Source organism: Chitinophaga sp. G7 BAM 1005 (genome assembly GCF_057126945.1).
Map to the genome: position 1 here is coordinate 7,228,421 of NZ_CP181478.1, position 17,349 is coordinate 7,245,769.

Genomic DNA, 17,349 nt, shown 5'->3' on the forward strand with positions numbered 1-17,349 from the left:
AAAATGTTCCTATGAAAAGGATTTTTATAGTTGCAATGATTTTATGGAGCAGCTTATTGCCCCGCACTTCTGTTGCCCAGGTTGATCCGCACTTTTCGCAATACTATGCGTACCCGTTATGGCTTAATCCTGCTCTTACAGGCGTGATAGATGGCGACTACCGGGTTAGTGCCGACTACCGTAATCAGTGGGCCAATTACGGGAAACCATTCTCCACTGTGGGTGTTTCTGCAGATGCCGCCACGGATAAAAATATAGGCGTAGGTATTAATGTAATGAACATGTCCGCAGGTGATGCAGGCTATAATTACTTCAATGCTATGGCCAGCGTTTCTTATTCCGGTGTAAAATTTGGCCGCACCAAAACCAGCCAGCTGGTGTTTGGGATCAATGCAGGCTTGATCAACAGAAGGCTGGATCCTGCCAAATTCCAGACCGGCAGCCAGTATCAGCCGGTAACCGGTTTTGATCCGAGCATATTTAACGGGGAGAATGTAAGCAATACCACGTCCAATCAATTTGACGCAGGAGCAGGCGTAGTGTTTTTTGATGGTAATCCAAATCATACGTTAAATCCATTCGCCGGATTTGCAGCACAGCATCTTACACAACCGAAGGACCCGTTTTCCTCCGATGGCACCGAAAGAAAACTGCCGGTAAGATACCTGGTACACGGTGGTACCAAAATCAGGCTGAATGATGCTGTGACCCTTACTCCTACCGGGCTTTACATGAGACAAGGAAATGCTGAAGAAATTGTGGCTGGTATGTATGCTCAGCTAATGGTGAATCCTGAATTCGATTTCCTGGTGGGAGGTAACTATCGCTTCAATGATGCCGTAATTCCTTTTGCCGGTTTCCATTTCAAAAGCTTTGTACTGGGATTAAGCTACGATACCAATACCTCCAACATGCGCCGCCTGGTAAATGGCAGCCAGAGCTTTGAAATATCACTCTCTTTTATCAGCCGCAAAAGAAGGACGCTTAACGAAGAATACTTTATTTGTCCCAGGTTATAATTTATCAAAAACCGGATCAGAATGGAGGCAAAAACATATACAGAAAAAAGAAATGGAACCCTCATGAAAAAAATTACACTCTGTTGGCTGGTGGTTTTTACAGGAATAATTGGCTCTCTACAAGCGCAGTATGTTTATGATTTTAAACATACTGCAGATGTTTTTTATGGCTCACGGGATTATTACTCCGCTGCACAGTACTACAATAAGGCACTGGGCACTTTCAAAATCAAGCCAGAGCAGGTATTACCCTATACAGTCGCAGGCGCCCCTCCCAGCGGTAAATTGAAAGATTATCAACAGGTGGTAGCCAGGCTGGCTGAATCTTACAGGCTCTTCTACGACTATGGTAATGCAGAAACCTGGTATGCGCAACTGGTTGGCTTTAATAACCCGGCATATCCCCAGGCCCGTTATTGGTATGCCATCTGCCTCAGGAACAATGGAAAATACCAGGAGGCACTGGACGAATTTAAGAAATTCAAACAAAGCTATACCGCCGCCGATGAACTGTCTGTAAGAACCCCGCTTGAAATTGCCTGTTGTGAATTCGCACTCTCCGAGGCCAATAAGGAACCAAGATTTACGATCGTAAAAACTGCCGGTAACGTTAATGAAGGTGGTGCAAACTATGCGCCGGTGATACTGGATCCGGGCACTTTAATGTTTACCTCTTCCCGTGCGGAAAATCCACCGCTGCCTACCACTGTTAAGCAGCCCACCACAAAAAAACAAGTAAAAAAAGGAACCCCATATGTAAATGACCTTTACACTGCTACCGGTAGCGGTAATACCTTTGATAACAGCCAGAAGCTGAAAATCCCTGCCTCTAAAGGATTTGACCAGGGCGTATCCGCCATCACCCCGGATGGCAACTCTCTGTATATCACGCGCTGGTCGATGAAAGATGGTGTGAAACAATCCGCTATCTATTTCAGCAGTCGCCAGAATGGAATGTGGTCTGAACCGAAAATATTAGGCGACAATGTAAACGTTACAGGGTATAATTCTATGCAGCCCTATATTACCGCTGATGGAAAATACCTGCTGTTTGCATCCAACAGACCCGGAGGTATGGGCAAAAATGACCTGTGGTATTGCATCATGACCAACGGCACGCCTGGTGGCGCCCGCAACATGGGTACAGCCATCAATACAAAAGATGAGGAACAAGCGCCATTCTACGATGCAGAGAAAAACCTGCTCGTATTCAGCACCGATGGCCGCGTAGGTTTGGGGGGGCTCGATTTCTTCCAGAGCGAGGGCGACTTCGGCACCTGGTCGGCCCCGGTTAACATGGGTAAACCATTGAATTCTCCTAAAGATGATATCTATTATACGGCATTAGATAATACACATCCCTTTGCAGCAGGATTCATCAGCTCAGACAGGGAATCTATCTGCTGCCTGGAAGTATTTAGCATTAACCGCATCCGTAAAATAGCAAGCGGCTTGATCATCGACTGCGATACCCATCTGCCGCTTGAAGGCGCTACCGTTACCTTACTGGATACAGTGAGAAGAAAAACAATCCGCAAAGTTACACTGGACGCCACCGGAAGATATACCTTTGAAGTGGATCCACAGCGCTTTTACAAAGTGATTGCGGAAAAAGACAACTACTTCACCAAAACACTCTATTTTAATACAGATTCATTGGTGAGGATAGATTCTATGGACAATCCCACCCTTTGCCTCAAGCATTATGAAATAGAAAAACCAATTGTACTTAATAATATCTACTACGATTTCGGAAAGGCAACTCTACGTCCGGAATCTAAAGCGGTATTGGATACAGTGGTTGATATGCTGAACGATAATCCGAAGTTAACGATCGAGATGAGCGCACATACCGATAGTGTAGGCTCCGTGAAGTTCAACGAAAAACTGTCCCAGGCAAGGGCTCAATCCTGCGTGGATTACCTGATCAGCAGGGGTATTTCTTCGGAAAGACTTATAGCTAAAGGTTACGGTAAATCCAAACCAATTGCACCAAACTCACTGCCTAATCATAAAGACAACCCTGAAGGACGTCAGCTTAACCGCAGAACTGAATTCAAGGTGTTAAAAAGACAGGTGCAGGTAAAGGTGGAAGATGGTAACAGCAGTAGTCAATAAAAATTTTCCCTTAAACCGGCCATTTTATTGGCTGGATCCTTCCATATCCTGTAATAACCATTTAGAAAGCCGGCCTCCTGGTCGGCTTTTTTATTTAATGATTTGCGTTATCTGTTATAATTTTATTTTAATAAGGATTCCTTCTTAAATAAAACAAAGCGGAAAGCATGTTCAAAGTAAATGAACATGCTCTCCATAGTTTTAATGTAATTTTTCCGACTTTAGAATTAGTTGCTTTTGCCAAAGAGACCAATAGCAATGGTGTCGGCGGCTTTCATTACTTTCAGATAAGAACTGAGTTCTATCGCATTGTTATACTTGAATGCAGTATCTTTCTGAACGCCGCCTGGCATTGAAACTTTGATAGATTTTACTTTTGTTAAGAGATCTATTTTCAGTGCGGCGCCGGTTCCTTTAAACGTTCCTTTAAGCAGGGTATCTGTTTTGGGAGCCGCCGCAGTACCCGCAATCAGGTAAACGCCATGATCTGCATCCTTCACGTTTTTAGTGAGGTTCAGTACAACGTTCACACTGCTATCTGTATTCTCGGTGATGGTAATATCACCTACCTTTTTATCTTTATCGGCGCCGGATCCTTTCAGCTCAAACGACTTGGAACGTGGTGTTGGAGGAGGAGGTGTTGGATTATCATCATCTTTGCAGGAACTTACAGTAATACCCAATACAGTAGCAATCACTACTCCCGTCAGGAGTGTGTTTTTGTTGAACATAAGCATGATTTCAGTTTTTTATGAAGGTTTTACGATTGTAATTTTGTAATTGTAATGTTTGTGATTGATCTTGTTTTAATATAGGTTTTCAGCGCTTACTTGGAATGTTAAACGGAAGTGAAAATGAAAAGTTACAGCTATAGGTAAAGTATTTTTTAAATATTTTTTTTCACCTGCCTGTAACCTTTATCTATCATGGATCGTAGCGATCGTATTTGCTTTTCATGAAGAAATACCTGTTATAACTGATGTTGACCTGCGTATTTTTAAAGATGGTTTTTGATGATTGAAAAATTAAATTACATTTGCGGAGCATCATAAGATGCCAGAACTGATAGCATATGAAAATTTATTAAGACCACGGTACTTCCGTTTGTCGCCCTCCCACTTTCCTGTTTTAGTTTGCAGTGCCTGTAGTGCACTGTTCCTCGTTATTATTTTCAAAAGTAAATTATGCCTCTTTTAACGAACGCGCTACAGCGTACACGTCGTTTTTTTCAATTATTTAAGATAGCCGTTACAGGTAGTGAAAAGGAATTCACAACGGGAAGTATCGACCGGGCTATATTCCTGCTTTCCATCCCCATGATCCTTGAAATGGCGATGGAGTCGCTGTTTGCGGTAGTCGATATTTATTTTGTGAGCCATTTGGGCGTAAATGCCATTACAGCGGTAGGGCTTACGGAATCCGTGCTCACATTGGTATATACCGGCGCTATGGGATTAAGCATGGCGGCCACCGCTATGATTGCCCGCAGAACCGGTGAGAAAGATCCTGATGCCGCAGCGCATGCGGCCATGCAATCTTTATACCCGGGATTGCTTATTTCTGTGCTGATAAGTTTGGCGGGAATATTTTTTGCGAAAGATATCTTACGGGTAATGGGCGCCGCCAAAGAAGTAGCCGACTACGGCTACGTATATACGCAGATAATACTTGGTAGTAATATTGTGATCATTTTATTATTCCTGATCAACGGTATCTTCCGCGGTGCTGGTGATGCGGCACTGGCGATGCGATCGTTATGGATTGCGAACGGACTGAATATTATATTGTGTCCGCTGTTAATTTCGGGATGGGGACCCATTCCTGCATTGGGCCTGAAAGGCGCTGCTATCGCTACTTTTATCGGAAGAGGCACAGGCGTGATGTACCAGTTATATCACCTGGTAAAAGGAAAAGACCTGATCCGTATTACGAAAAAGCATCTGGCTCCGGCATTTCCATTGATTGGCGCCATTCTTAAAATTGCGGCCGGCGCCACTGCACAAATGCTGATAGCTTCTGCCAGCTGGATTTTCCTGGTGCGTATTATTTCTCATTTTGGAAAAGACGCAGTAGCAGGATATACCATTGCCATCAGGGTGGTGATCTTTACTATATTACCCGCCTGGGGAATGGCGAATGCTGCTGCTGCATTGGTAGGGCAAAATCTTGGAGCGCAACAACCGGAGCGGGCCGAAAAATCGGCCTGGAGGGCGGCTTTCTTCAATATGATCTTCCTGGGCGTGGTGGCGGTTGTATTTATGGTATGGGCGCCTGTCATTATCGGGTTCTTTACAACCGATCGGGTTGTAATCACCTACGGTGTACAGTGTATCCGGTTAATGAGCGCCGGTTACGTGTTTTTTGCCTATGGCATGGTACTTACCCAATCTTTCAATGGCGCCGGCGATACACGTACGCCTATGTTGATCAACATGTTTATTATGTGGCTATTCCAGATGCCGTTGGCCTATACGCTGGCTATCCTGCTTAAAATGGGACCTGTAGGGGTTTTCTGGGCGATGGCTATATCTGAGTCTACTTCCGCTTTGGTGGCTGTATGGCTGTTTCGCCGGGGCACCTGGAAGCAGGTGAAGATTTAGCTTCCTGCTTTCTGTATAAGTAGTTACCTTTGCGAGGTTTGCATTAAATTTTAACATAATAAAAATAACTCAATAAGCATGTCACTCACAGTTGTAGGTACTATGGCGTTCGATGAAATCGAAACCCCCTTTGGAAAGTCAGGTAAAATCATTGGTGGTTCCGCCACCTACATCGCATGGGCAGCGTCTAACTTCGTTCAGCCTATTAACCAGGTGTCTGTAATAGGTGAAGACTTCCCGGCGTCGGAGCTGGATGCGTTGACTGCTAAAGGAGTGGCATTGGATGGTGTGCAGGTGAAGAAAGGAGAAAAGTCGTTCTACTGGTCAGGTAAGTATCACATGGATATGAATACCCGCGATTCACTGGCAACGGAACTGAATGTACTGGCCGATTTTCAGCCCGTTATCCCGGAGAGCTACCAGGGAAGTGAGTTCCTCATTCTCGGTAACCTTACCCCACAGGTGCAGATGAGTGTACTGGATCAGTTGAAAGAACGCCCTAAGCTGATAGTGATGGATACCATGAACTTCTGGATGGAAGTGGCACTGGACGACTTGCTGAAGGTATTAAAAAGAGTAGATGTGCTGATGGTAAACGATGGAGAGGCCCGTCAGCTGAGCGGTGAATACTCTTTGGTGAAGGCTGCGCGTAAAATTATGTCTATGGGGCCCCGTTACCTGATCATCAAGAAGGGAGAACATGGCGCATTGTTATTCTACGGAAATCACGTGTTCTTCGCTCCTGCTATGCCGCTGGATGATGTATATGATCCAACCGGCGCCGGCGATACTTTCGCAGGAGGTTTCATTGGCCACCTGGCTAAAACAAAGGATATTTCCTTTGAAAACATGAAAACCGCTATCATCGTAGGCTCCGCTATGGCTTCTTTCTGCGTGGAAAAATTTGGAACTGAACGCATCCGCGAAATTACACATGAAGATATTGCCGCCCGCCTGGAGCAGTTTGTTCAGCTGGTGAATTTTGATATTGACCTGGTGTAGCGACATATCGCCTTCGGCGATAGTAAATTGTCTTGGAGCATAGTCAATTTAATCCTGCTCCAAGACAATTTCCAGCGCCGGAGGCGCCACACTCGCTTATTTATAAATATTATTGAGGATAGCCGCCAAACGCAACCCTCCTTTCAGCAATTGCTGATTCAGGTCCTTCACAAAAACATAATTATACCGGTAGCTGAGCTTGGCATCCGGCTGGGTGTAGGCATATACCCTGTCGGAGAGTTGGTGTGAGTCAAACATCCAGTCGGCAACAGAACCCTGCTGTATGGTCTTAATTTCCGCTGCAGACGCGATGTCCAGCGCTTTGGTGTATTCTGTATAACTCAACTGCTGGAAATCGATCAGTTGTTCATCCCATACCTTATGCAGATTGGAGGGTTTATCGAACCACATCACTGCAATTTTGTTGCCGCCCATATCTTCATCACGGCCTACGTGCAGCGGCTGATGCATGTCGCCCATCATATGAACCAGGAAAGTAAGTGCAAACCGCTGTTTGTCTTTCGGCAGGTTACGGTTTTTCAGGTCCTTTATCATGGCCTGTGTTTCCGTGTACAGGTTTTCACCGTTAGCTGCATTTAACAGCTCATCAAATTTTGCCCGGTCGATATTGCCGGGAAAATCGAGGTAGTGCCATTTACCGGTGTGATCGTACTGGTGGGTGGTGTCTGATTTGATGAAGTCGGGCCAGTTAGCGATCATGGCCAGGCTTTCGCGGCCCAGGATATTGGTAATTGCTTTGCGGGCCTGGGGGGTGAGGTGAAGCCAGGCTATTTCGGCGGTAATACGGTGGCCGTTAGGGCCCCAGGCAAAAGTGGCAAGGGGTAACAGGAAGGCCAGTATCAGCCCCGTTAAAATTTTTTTTCTCATAAGTCCTTTCTTGATTGTGGCAGCAAAATTAAAGCTTCTTTTTTAACACTTTCACTTCCATATTCTTAGTATTTTTACAGATACTTCTCAAACAGAAATTTCAATATGTCTTTTAATATACATGCTCCATACGCTCCAGCTGGTGACCAGCCGGAAGCGATCAAACAATTAACAAAAGGAATAGAGGAAGGCGAACCGTTTCAGACGCTGCTGGGGGTAACCGGCTCCGGTAAAACCTTTACAGTGGCTAATGTTATCCAGCAGGTGCAACGCCCTACCCTGGTGTTGACCCATAACAAAACGCTTGTAGCACAGCTTTACGGCGAACTCAGGCAGTTTTTCCCGGACAATGCGGTAGAATATTATGTTTCCTATTATGATTATTACCAGCCGGAGGCTTATATGCCGGTGAGTGATACCTATATAGAAAAGGACCTGGCCATTAACGAGGAACTGGATAAGCTTAGGCTGAAAGCCACTTCCAACCTGCTTTCCGGCAGAAGGGATATTATAGTGGTAGCCAGCGTATCCTGTATTTATGGTATTGGTAACCCTACCGATTATGAAAATGGTATCATCCGTATCCAGAAAGGACAAACCGTGAGCCGCAACACCTTGCTGCATAGCCTGGTAAACTCCCTGTACAGCCGTACTACCGGCGATTTTAACAGGGGGAACTTCCGCGTAAAGGGCGATACCCTGGATATTAACCTGCCCTATGTGGATTATGGTTACCGGATTACTTTTTTTGGAGATGAGATAGAAGAGATAGAAACCATTGATGTGCAAAACAGTAAGCGGATCACAGTGGTGGACAATGCGGCCATTTTTCCTGCAAATATGTACCTGGCTCCAAAAGATATGATGCAGCAGATCATATTTGAAATACAGGATGAGTTGAAGGCGCAGGTGGAATATTTTAAGGCCAACGGAAAGCTGATAGAGGCGCAACGTTTGTCTGACAGGGTAAATTATGATGTGGAAATGATCCGTGAGCTGGGTTATTGCAGTGGTATTGAAAACTACTCCAGATTCCTGGACCGTCGTAAGCCCGGCGCCCGGCCTTTCTGCCTGTTGGATTATTTCCCGAAAGATTTCCTGCTGGTGGTGGATGAAAGCCACGTAACCATCCCTCAGATCGGCGCCATGTATGGCGGCGATAGATCCCGTAAACTGAACCTGGTGGAATTTGGCTTCCGTTTGCCGTCTGCGCTGGATAACCGCCCACTGAATTTTTATGAATTTGAGAATATGGTAAACCAGGCCATATTTGTAAGCGCCACCCCTGGCGATTATGAACTGAAGAAAACAGAGGGCGTGGTAGTGGAACAGGTGGTGCGTCCTACAGGCCTGCTGGAGCCGCCTATTGAAGTGAGGCCCAGTGTGAACCAGGTGGATGATCTGCTGGAGGAAATAGACAAGCGGGTGCAAAAGGGCGATCGTGTGCTGGTGACTACGCTGACAAAGCGCATGGCCGAAGAAATGGACAAATATCTTGGACGTATTAATATTAAGTCGCGTTATATCCACTCCGAGGTGGACACCCTGGAACGTATTGAGATATTACGTGACCTGCGGTTAGGTAATATAGATGTACTGGTGGGGGTAAACCTGTTAAGGGAGGGATTGGATTTGCCGGAAGTGTCGCTGGTGGCTATCCTGGATGCGGATAAGGAAGGATTTCTGCGGGATGAGCGCTCTCTCACGCAAACGGCGGGTCGTGCGGCGCGTAATGTGGATGGGCTGGTGATCTTCTATGCTGATAAGATAACAGAGAGCATGCAGCGTACTATTGATGAAACGGATCGTCGCCGCGAGAAGCAGGTAGCATTTAATATAGAGCACAATATTACTCCCCGCACCGTCCGTAAGAGCAAGGAACAGATCATGGGGCAAACTTCCGTACTGGAAATCAAGCACTTCGATGAAAATTCACCAATGGCTATCCACGACGAGGTGCAGTTGGTGGCAGAAGATGCGATGGCGTATGCGAAATCCTCTGCGGCCAGCGTAAAAACCATTCCACAGATGGAGAAGTCCATTGCTAAAGTGAAGAAGGATATGGAGAAGGCAGCCCGCGATCTCGATTTTATGGAAGCTGCCCGTTTAAGGGATCAGATGTTTGCAATGGAGCGCGAATTACTTGAAATGAAACAATAATCGGCTTCGCAAATTCAGAACATCATATGTAGTTATTTGTAATATAAATTAGTTGTTCCAGCAATTAAAGTAATTAATTTATAATCTGTATATATTTATTTATCTGGTGTTTATGTGGAGTCCTCCCTTATTACAGTAGCGCGTGCACCTGGTAAATTTGAAAATTGTTAACCTTTCCTTAATATTCTTATAATAGTGCTGATATTCAATTGCTTATACTAGTATTTTATCTCTTTAAAAGTCTTGATATCTTAAAAAATAATAATTAATATTATTATAAATTATAATATCATTGATTTAATCCTAATTATCGCACCTCTTATTCAAATATTTCTATTTTTAGCCCCTTCTATTTGATGTTTTAAATTTCGGACCTACTTTTATTTAAGAAATTTAAAAATCAAACGCTATGAAGAAAATATCTTTTCAGGACTATCTCCCCTTCATTTTCCTTGCGCTCATCGCAATAGTTGGAATTTTTATGCCTGCCCTCCCGAATTTTGCTGATGCCAGCAAATATAATTCCGCTGATATCGCCTGGATTCTTGTAGCATCGTCCCTGGTATTTTTGATGACTCCCGGTTTATCCTTCTTTTATGGAGGCATGGTAAATAAGAAAAACGTGATTTCTACCATGATGCAAAGTTTTATTGCTACCGGTTTAATCAGTATCGTTTGGTTAGTAGTTGGATTTAGCCTGGCGTTTGGTAAATCTGTTAATGGTATCATTGGTGATCCCCGCACATTTTTTATGTTTCAAAATGTAGGGTCAGGAGCCCCCTGGAGCCTGGCCCCCACTATTCCGCTGTTACTGTTTGCACTCTTCCAGATGAAGTTTGCAATCATTACTCCTGCACTGGTAGTAGGAGCAGTGGCGGAAAGGATCCGTTTCACTTCATATGTATTGTTCATGGTATTATTCAGTTTGCTGGTGTACGCACCAATTGCACACTGGACCTGGCATCCTGATGGCATCCTGTTTAAATTGGGGGTACTGGATTTTGCCGGTGGTACTGTAGTACATATTTCTGCAGGTTGCGCTGCCCTGGCAGGTGCCCTGGTACTGAAAAGAAGAAAGGATCATATCGAAAAGAAAGAATTACAACCTGCAAATATTCCCTTTGTATTACTGGGTACCGGTTTACTCTGGTTCGGCTGGTTCGGTTTCAACGCAGGTTCTGCTTTGAGTGCCAACGCCCTCGCTGCTTCAGCTTTCGCTACTACTAACACTGCTACTGCTGCTGCCGGTTTATCATGGGTATTTTTTGATGTAATCCGCGGACGGAAACCATCTGCACTCGGCTTCTGCATCGGTGCGGTAGTTGGTCTGGTGGCCATCACTCCTGCTGCTGGTTTTGTTGCTATCCCGCAAAGTATATTCATCGGTTTCATTGCCGCTATCATTTCTAACATCGCAGTACACTGGAAATCTAAAACCAGCATCGATGATACACTCGATGTATTCCCTTGCCACGGTTTAGGTGGTATGGTAGGTATGCTGCTCACCGGTATCTTCGCTACCAAAGCAGTAAACGACGCTGGTACCAACGGATGGTTCTATGGTAACTTCGATCTGTTCAAAAACCAGGTACTGGGTCTGTTGCTGGTAGTAGGTTACAGCTTCTCCGTATCTTACGGTATCTTCAAACTCATCAACCTGATTCACCCGCTGCGTGTATCTGAAGAAGAAGAGGAACTGGGACTGGATGTTACTCAGCACAACGAAAACTATCACCCTTCTATGATCAGTGTATCCGACAACGGCTCACTGAAAGAAGAAGACGAACTGATTCACTCCTGAAATAGAACACCTTTCACAGGTATCAAAAAAGAGTTACAGTTCTTTGAGTACGATCTTTATCAACTTTATTAAACGCATATACTTTACGTTGTAAGAACCTGGAATGGATAATTGGTAGTTAAACTTGCTGTAAATAAGTGAAACTCGCACCAATCATTAATTACTGATTATCCATTCCTTCTATTTTCTGAATGTAGCATCAGAAACATTAGCACGCACCCCCCCGAAACAATCCGTGAGAAAAGGCCGCATTAGTACTTACCATTTTATCAACCAAATTTATAAGTATGAAAAGAATGTTAACGACCTTGTTTGCCATGAGCACCACTGTGGTTGCCATGTCACAATCCACGACAGATAGTACATCTGCTCCCGCTTTCAAATTATCAGGATCTGCAGATGTGTATTACAAGTACAATCTCAACGGAAATTATACTGATAATAAAACCAGTTTTACCAACTCCCACAACTCCTTTGAATTGGGAATGGTATCACTGAAAGTAGAACACGGATTCAAAAATGGTAGCATCGTAGCCGACCTCGGCTTCGGTAAAAGAGCCGGTGAGTTTTCCTATAACGATGTACCCGGTTCTTCCAATGGCCTGTCTATGGCTATCAAACAATTGTATGTTTCTTACCAGGTAGCTGAAAAAGTAAAAGTAAGTCTTGGTAGCTTCGCCACACATGTGGGCTACGAACTGGTAGATGCCTACGCCAACAGGAACTATAGTATGAGCTATATGTTTAGCTACGGTCCTTTCTTTAATACCGGTGTGAAGGCAGACATTGCACTTACTTCTTCTTTAAGCGCTATGGTAGGCGTATTTAACCCTACTGATCTGAAATCAGTGACACTCAACAGCCACAAATATATTGGTGCTCAGCTGGGCTTTGCTCCTGCAGAAACACCTATCAAATTATACCTCAATTACCTGGAAGGAAAAGATACTTTCGGAATCCAGAACCACCAGGTAGACCTGGTAGCCACTTACCAGATCAATACTGTATTCGGTTTGGGCTATAACGGTACCTATAGCACCTATGCTGATACACGTGCACCTAAAAGTACCCGCGAAAATGCGAAATGGTGGGGCAGTGCACTGTACGTGAACCTCGATTTCACCGAGAAATTTGGTTTAACAGTTCGTGGAGAATATTTCAGTGATAAAGACGGACTTAAAGTGTTCGGAGCCGTACCTGATGGCGGTAATGTACTGGCCGGTACACTTACCTTTAACTATAAGGTAGGAAACCTTACTATTATGCCAGAGTTTAGGCTGGATAAGGCTTCTGCAGATATTTTCAGCAAGTCGGACGGTAAACCTGCAGATATAACATCCAATGTTTTATTAGCCGCCACCTACCACTTCTAAAAGTTGCATTCAAACAGGTGCAGGAGTTTGCCACGGGAAGAGATCGCCTTCCGGCAGATATCCTGCATCTGTTTTTCAGAACCCCTCCGGATGGTCCCTCAAAATTCAAAAAACCATAAATGATTTGTATTATCTTGCTGGCAAAAAGAAGTAATGTTGCAGCCGTCCACGTTAAAATTTCTTAAGTCACTCAGGCTGAATAATAATAAAGTCTGGTTCGACGAGCACAAAACCGAATACATGGCCGCCAAAGCCGATTTTGAAAGTATGGTACAGCAGCTGATAGATGGTTTGGCAAGACAGGATGCCACCATGCAGGGCCTCCAGCTGAAAGATTGTGTTTTCCGTATTTATAAAGATGTAAGATTTTCGAAGGATAAAACCCCTTATAAAGTAAATATGGCCGCTTCTTTCCAGGCCGGTGGGAAAAAATCTACCCTTGCGGGATATTATTTTCACCTTGAACCGGGAGGAAACAGTTTTGCCGGCGGCGGTATCTGGATGCCTGCTGCGCCCCAGCTAAAAAAATTACGACAGGAAATCGACTATAACTTCCAGGAATTTGAACAACTGATCTCCAATAAAGAATTCATCAAACATTTTGGGAAAATAGAGGGCGACGCACTGAAAACAGCTCCCCAGGGCTACCAGCCAGACAATCCCGCTATAGCCTATCTGAAACTGAAAAGTGTGATCGTTTCCCATCCCTTTTCAGATGAAAGCAGTACACAACCAGCAATAGTAAGAGAAATTCTGAAAACTTTTGCCCTGATGCAACCCCTGCTGCAATTCATCAATCGCGCAATGGACTAAAGCTAAAAAAAGTGGTTTATTGGTTTACGTAAGGATTTCGTACCTCTTTTAAACCAATAAACCACTTCCCCCTGGTTCCTCCAGGATTAATTCTTGTGAATCAGGAATTCGAACGGCCGCGCCTTGCGATTCTTTAAAAGATTTTCCTTGTCCGTACGCGCGTGAGCAAAACGTTGATTGTAAACATTGGCCACCTCTATAATAGGTATAATTCCGTCAAGCGTATCCTGCTGATCAACGATGTTCATGATCCTGGATACTTGTGAAGAGAAATTAGTGCTCCACTCTTCGGTGAACTTGTGCATTAACAGAAGCTCTCGATTGGTGTTGGTTTTCATAGGACTTAAGGGTGTTTTCTGATTAGAAAATAACGAAAAATACCGGCATCTCTAAAATTGGACTTCTCTTTTTTTTCAAAGAGTTAAGTTGGCATAGGATTATTACTACCAAAATTGGATTTTATCCTGCACAAATCAATACTACTTCCGTGTAATTTTTAAGTTTTATGTGTTATGCTTTTGTAAAACGCGCAAAAAAGAGCAAGCGGTAAAATGCTTGCTCTTAACGAGTTATAAATATATTTTCGTATAGTCATATACGGGAGGTGCTATTAAGAGTGGTATACCCCTTAATTACATAGCACAACAGTATGATTACAGCCAGTTTTTACCGCTAAGGTATTCTGCTATCTGTACTGCATTGGTAGCTGCTCCCTTACGAAGGTTGTCTGCTACTATCCACATATTTACTGTTTTGGGCTGTGTTTCATCCCTTCGGATACGGCCCACAAACACTTCATCTTTATCGTGTGCATCCTTTGGCATCGGGTATAAAGCCTTTGACGGATCGTCTACAACTATTACTCCTGGCGTTTTTTCAAGCAATGCCCTCAGTTCCGCCACATCGTATTCATTTTCAAACTCTATGTTCACCGCTTCACTATGACCACCCATCACCGGAATACGTACAGTCGTAGCCGTTACCTGGATGCTGTCATCTCTCATAATCTTCTTGGTTTCATTTACCATCTTCATCTCTTCTTTCGTATAGCCGTTATCGAGAAACACGTCTATCTGCGGAATAACATTCAGATCTATCGGATAAGGATATGCCATTTCACCGGTAATGCCCTGTCTTTCATTCATCAATTGGGTCACTGCCTTTACACCGGTACCGGTTACCGACTGGTAGGTAGATACCACCACCCTTTTGATTTTATATTTTTCGTGCAGGGGTTTCAGCACCAGCACCATCTGGATAGTAGAACAGTTAGGATTGGCAATAATTTTATCTTCCTGTGTAATGGCATCGCCGTTTACTTCCGGCACTACCAGTTTCTTGGTAGGATCCATTCTCCAGGCGCTGGAATTATCAATTACGGTAATACCTGCCGCTGCAAATTTAGGCGCCCACTCCAGGGAGGTACCGCCGCCGGCAGAAAAGATAGCCACATTTGGTTGCATGGAAATCGCCGTCTCAGCACTTACCACCTTCCAGGTCTTGCCCTTAAATGTTACTTCCTTACCAACGGACTTCTCAGAAGCCACGGGAATCAATTCAGTAACGGGAAAATTTCTTTCCGTTAACACCTGTAACATTTTTGAGCCAACCAATCCGGTCGCTCCAACTACGGCAACTTTCATTTTGTTTTACATTTTTAATTTTGGAAGCCCAAAATTAACATATAGCCCCCGCTTTTCATAACATTAAGATTTTTTTTTACCATTTACATGGCATTAACACCGGATGATCAACAGAATGCTAAGTTTGAAAGCAATAAAATAATTGCTCATGCGGTTACCCATTGTTTGTTTCTCCCTGCTGCTGCAGGCCCTCACCGGTTTCACCCAAACACCGGTCATTTATGACGTGGTTATTCATGAAGTAATGCCCAAACCCAATCCTGTAGCAGGTTTACCGCCTTATGAATATATAGAACTGCGGAACATCAGCACCATGCCCGTGCAACTGAGCAACTGGCGCCTCGCGGTAAACAAGCGGGAAGTAGCGCTGCCGGCTTATTTGCTGCAGCCAGACAGCTTGCTGGTGCTGTGCGCTCCGGGCGCAGTAGGCAGTTATAACATTCCCAATATCAGGGGAATAGACCGTTTTCCGGCAATAGCAGACGACAGTGCACTGATTGTTTTATATGATGCATTCAGAAGGGTGATACATGCGGTAGATTACCATCAAGGATGGTATGCAGGCGGAAAGGCCCGCAGGGGCGGAATCAGCCTAGAAATGATCAACACGGCGTTTCCGTGCAGCGGTAAAGTAAACTGGACAGCCAGCATCGCTGCTGCCGGCGGCACGCCCGGTTTCATTAATGCCGCGGCAGCAAATACCCCTGATCTTTCCAAACCCGACCTGTTGTTTGCCGCCATTACAGATAGCATACACGTATTGTTGCAGTTCAGTAAAACGCTGGACAGCACACTGGCCGCCAATCCTGCACGCTATGAAATTAGTGGCGGATTGCATGTAACCTCCTGCCGGGTGCTGCCCCCGATATTCAACAGCGTGGAACTGGAGCTGGACGCGGCTATCCGGCCACAGGAGGTATACGCCATCACTGGCAACGGGGTGGCAGATTGCAACGGCGCTACCAGTAATATCTATAACAGTGTTACACTGGGCATACCGCAACAACCGGTTAGCAACGATATATTAATCAATGAAGTACTGTTTTATCCGCCCACCGGCATCCCCGAATTTATTGAACTGTATAACGCCAGTGAGAAGGTGGTGAACTTAAATGAGCTGCGTGTTTGCGCCCGTACCGCTGGTGGCGGGTTTGGTATTTTTAAAAAGATGACCACCAGCGGCCGTTTGCTGATGCCCGGCCAATTGCTGGCATTTACCACCAACAGGGATTTGCTTTGCAGCTACTACAATTGCCGGTCGCAGGAAAATATCCAGGAAGTAAGCAGCCTGCCGTCTATGCCGTTGGACGGAGGCGATGTGGTGTTGCTGCGGGCCGATAGTACAGTTATAGATGAATTGCCGTATACCAGCGGACAACACTTTCCGCTGGCGAGTGAATTGCAGGGCATTTCGCTGGAACGGTTGCAGTACCAGCTTCCTGCTGCCGACGCTGCCAACTGGCATTCTGCTGCTGCCACAGCGGGATATGCCACCCCCGGGTGGCTTAATTCCCAGCGCCGGGGCGATGCAGGCGATTCGCTGAACATTGCATTGTTACCGGAAGTGTTTTCCCCTGATCATGATGGAACAGCTGATGTAACGCAGCTTTCCTGGCAACTGCCCGCTCCTGGCTTTGTGGGCAATGTTACCGTGTATGATTTGCAGGGTAAACCGGTACGGTACCTGGCCCGCAATATTTTGATGGGAAATACCGGATATTTGCCGTGGGATGGAATTGGAGAAAATGCAGTAGTTTTACCGTCAGGGATTTATATATTTTTTATAGAGATATTTAATCTTCAGGGCTACGTAAAACGCTGTAAACGCACGGTGGTCATGGCACGAAAGTTGAATTGACGCACGCCCCCGTTGCCGGCTTTTTCCAAGCCAAAAATAGCCGTGGGCAATCTATTATAATTATTTATATTTGC

General features: G+C 44.9%; 13 protein-coding genes. 9 read left to right on the plus strand and 4 right to left on the minus strand.

What is annotated here, in order from left to right:
• Positions 1–11 precede the first annotated feature (11 nt).
• Both ACMXI2_RS29255 and ACMXI2_RS29260 read left to right on the plus strand, forming a co-directional pair.
• Complete coding sequence (locus tag ACMXI2_RS29255; protein ID WP_483779404.1) at positions 12–1,019, plus strand: PorP/SprF family type IX secretion system membrane protein; 1,008 nt, start codon at positions 12–14, stop codon at positions 1,017–1,019.
• A gap of 63 nt (positions 1,020–1,082) precedes the next feature.
• Positions 1,083–3,137, plus strand: a complete 2,055-nt coding sequence (locus ACMXI2_RS29260) for an OmpA family protein (protein WP_483779405.1) — start codon at positions 1,083–1,085, stop codon at positions 3,135–3,137.
• A 227-nt stretch (positions 3,138–3,364) separates the two neighbouring features.
• On the opposite strand, the gene ACMXI2_RS29265 is transcribed toward ACMXI2_RS29260, so the two are convergent.
• Positions 3,365–3,874, minus strand: a complete 510-nt coding sequence (locus ACMXI2_RS29265; protein WP_483779406.1) for a hypothetical protein — start codon at positions 3,872–3,874, stop codon at positions 3,365–3,367.
• A gap of 447 nt (positions 3,875–4,321) precedes the next feature.
• Between ACMXI2_RS29265 and ACMXI2_RS29270 the strand changes: the two genes are divergently transcribed.
• Complete coding sequence (locus tag ACMXI2_RS29270; RefSeq protein ID WP_483779407.1) at positions 4,322–5,737, plus strand: MATE family efflux transporter; 1,416 nt, start codon at positions 4,322–4,324, stop codon at positions 5,735–5,737.
• 78 nt (positions 5,738–5,815) lie between these two features.
• Positions 5,816–6,739, plus strand: a complete 924-nt coding sequence (locus tag ACMXI2_RS29275; RefSeq protein ID WP_483779408.1) for a PfkB family carbohydrate kinase — start codon at positions 5,816–5,818, stop codon at positions 6,737–6,739.
• Between the two features lie 96 nt (positions 6,740–6,835).
• Here the strand turns inward: ACMXI2_RS29275 and ACMXI2_RS29280 are convergent, their stop codons facing one another.
• Positions 6,836–7,627, minus strand: coding sequence for a S1/P1 nuclease (locus ACMXI2_RS29280; RefSeq protein ID WP_483779409.1), 792 nt, complete (start codon positions 7,625–7,627; stop codon positions 6,836–6,838).
• Positions 7,628–7,732: 105 nt separating this feature from the next.
• Between ACMXI2_RS29280 and uvrB the strand changes: the two genes are divergently transcribed.
• From uvrB to ACMXI2_RS29300, 4 genes are all read left to right on the plus strand, one after another.
• Positions 7,733–9,787, plus strand: a complete 2,055-nt coding sequence (gene uvrB, locus ACMXI2_RS29285) for an excinuclease ABC subunit UvrB (RefSeq protein ID WP_483779410.1) — start codon at positions 7,733–7,735, stop codon at positions 9,785–9,787.
• 409 nt (positions 9,788–10,196) lie between these two features.
• Positions 10,197–11,588, plus strand: a complete 1,392-nt coding sequence (locus ACMXI2_RS29290; protein ID WP_483779411.1) for an ammonium transporter — start codon at positions 10,197–10,199, stop codon at positions 11,586–11,588.
• A gap of 287 nt (positions 11,589–11,875) precedes the next feature.
• A complete protein-coding gene (locus tag ACMXI2_RS29295) occupies positions 11,876–12,961 on the plus strand; it encodes a porin (protein WP_483779412.1) in 1,086 nt (361 codons plus the stop codon).
• A gap of 153 nt (positions 12,962–13,114) precedes the next feature.
• Complete coding sequence (locus ACMXI2_RS29300) at positions 13,115–13,774, plus strand: DUF2461 domain-containing protein (RefSeq protein ID WP_483779413.1); 660 nt, start codon at positions 13,115–13,117, stop codon at positions 13,772–13,774.
• Positions 13,775–13,860: 86 nt separating this feature from the next.
• Here the strand turns inward: ACMXI2_RS29300 and ACMXI2_RS29305 are convergent, their stop codons facing one another.
• Both ACMXI2_RS29305 and ACMXI2_RS29310 read right to left on the minus strand, forming a co-directional pair.
• Positions 13,861–14,112 carry a hypothetical protein gene (locus ACMXI2_RS29305; RefSeq protein ID WP_079471700.1) on the minus strand — a complete coding sequence of 84 codons (252 nt, stop codon included), beginning with the start codon at positions 14,110–14,112 and terminating at the stop codon, positions 13,861–13,863.
• Positions 14,113–14,427: 315 nt separating this feature from the next.
• Positions 14,428–15,417, minus strand: a complete 990-nt coding sequence (locus ACMXI2_RS29310) for an aspartate-semialdehyde dehydrogenase (RefSeq protein WP_483779414.1) — start codon at positions 15,415–15,417, stop codon at positions 14,428–14,430.
• A 148-nt stretch (positions 15,418–15,565) separates the two neighbouring features.
• On the opposite strand from ACMXI2_RS29310, the gene ACMXI2_RS29315 reads away from it, so the two are divergent.
• Complete coding sequence (locus ACMXI2_RS29315) at positions 15,566–17,275, plus strand: lamin tail domain-containing protein (protein ID WP_483779415.1); 1,710 nt, start codon at positions 15,566–15,568, stop codon at positions 17,273–17,275.
• The last annotated feature ends 74 nt before the right edge of the window (positions 17,276–17,349 follow it).

Bases quoted from the DNA above. Each gene is read 5' to 3' on its own strand.
- ACMXI2_RS29255 (WP_483779404.1), top strand. From the start codon at position 12: ATGAAAAGGATTTTTATAGTTGCAATGATTTTATGGAGCAGCTTATTG.
- ACMXI2_RS29260 (WP_483779405.1), top strand. From the start codon at position 1,083: ATGAAAAAAATTACACTCTGTTGGCTGGTGGTTTTTACAGGAATAATT.
- ACMXI2_RS29265 (WP_483779406.1), bottom strand. From the start codon at position 3,874: ATGCTTATGTTCAACAAAAACACACTCCTGACGGGAGTAGTGATTGCT.
- ACMXI2_RS29270 (WP_483779407.1), top strand. From the start codon at position 4,322: ATGCCTCTTTTAACGAACGCGCTACAGCGTACACGTCGTTTTTTTCAA.
- ACMXI2_RS29275 (WP_483779408.1), top strand. From the start codon at position 5,816: ATGTCACTCACAGTTGTAGGTACTATGGCGTTCGATGAAATCGAAACC.
- ACMXI2_RS29280 (WP_483779409.1), bottom strand. From the start codon at position 7,627: ATGAGAAAAAAAATTTTAACGGGGCTGATACTGGCCTTCCTGTTACCC.
- uvrB (WP_483779410.1), top strand. From the start codon at position 7,733: ATGTCTTTTAATATACATGCTCCATACGCTCCAGCTGGTGACCAGCCG.
- ACMXI2_RS29290 (WP_483779411.1), top strand. From the start codon at position 10,197: ATGAAGAAAATATCTTTTCAGGACTATCTCCCCTTCATTTTCCTTGCG.
- ACMXI2_RS29295 (WP_483779412.1), top strand. From the start codon at position 11,876: ATGAAAAGAATGTTAACGACCTTGTTTGCCATGAGCACCACTGTGGTT.
- ACMXI2_RS29300 (WP_483779413.1), top strand. From the start codon at position 13,115: ATGTTGCAGCCGTCCACGTTAAAATTTCTTAAGTCACTCAGGCTGAAT.
- ACMXI2_RS29305 (WP_079471700.1), bottom strand. From the start codon at position 14,112: ATGAAAACCAACACCAATCGAGAGCTTCTGTTAATGCACAAGTTCACC.
- ACMXI2_RS29310 (WP_483779414.1), bottom strand. From the start codon at position 15,417: ATGAAAGTTGCCGTAGTTGGAGCGACCGGATTGGTTGGCTCAAAAATG.
- ACMXI2_RS29315 (WP_483779415.1), top strand. From the start codon at position 15,566: ATGCGGTTACCCATTGTTTGTTTCTCCCTGCTGCTGCAGGCCCTCACC.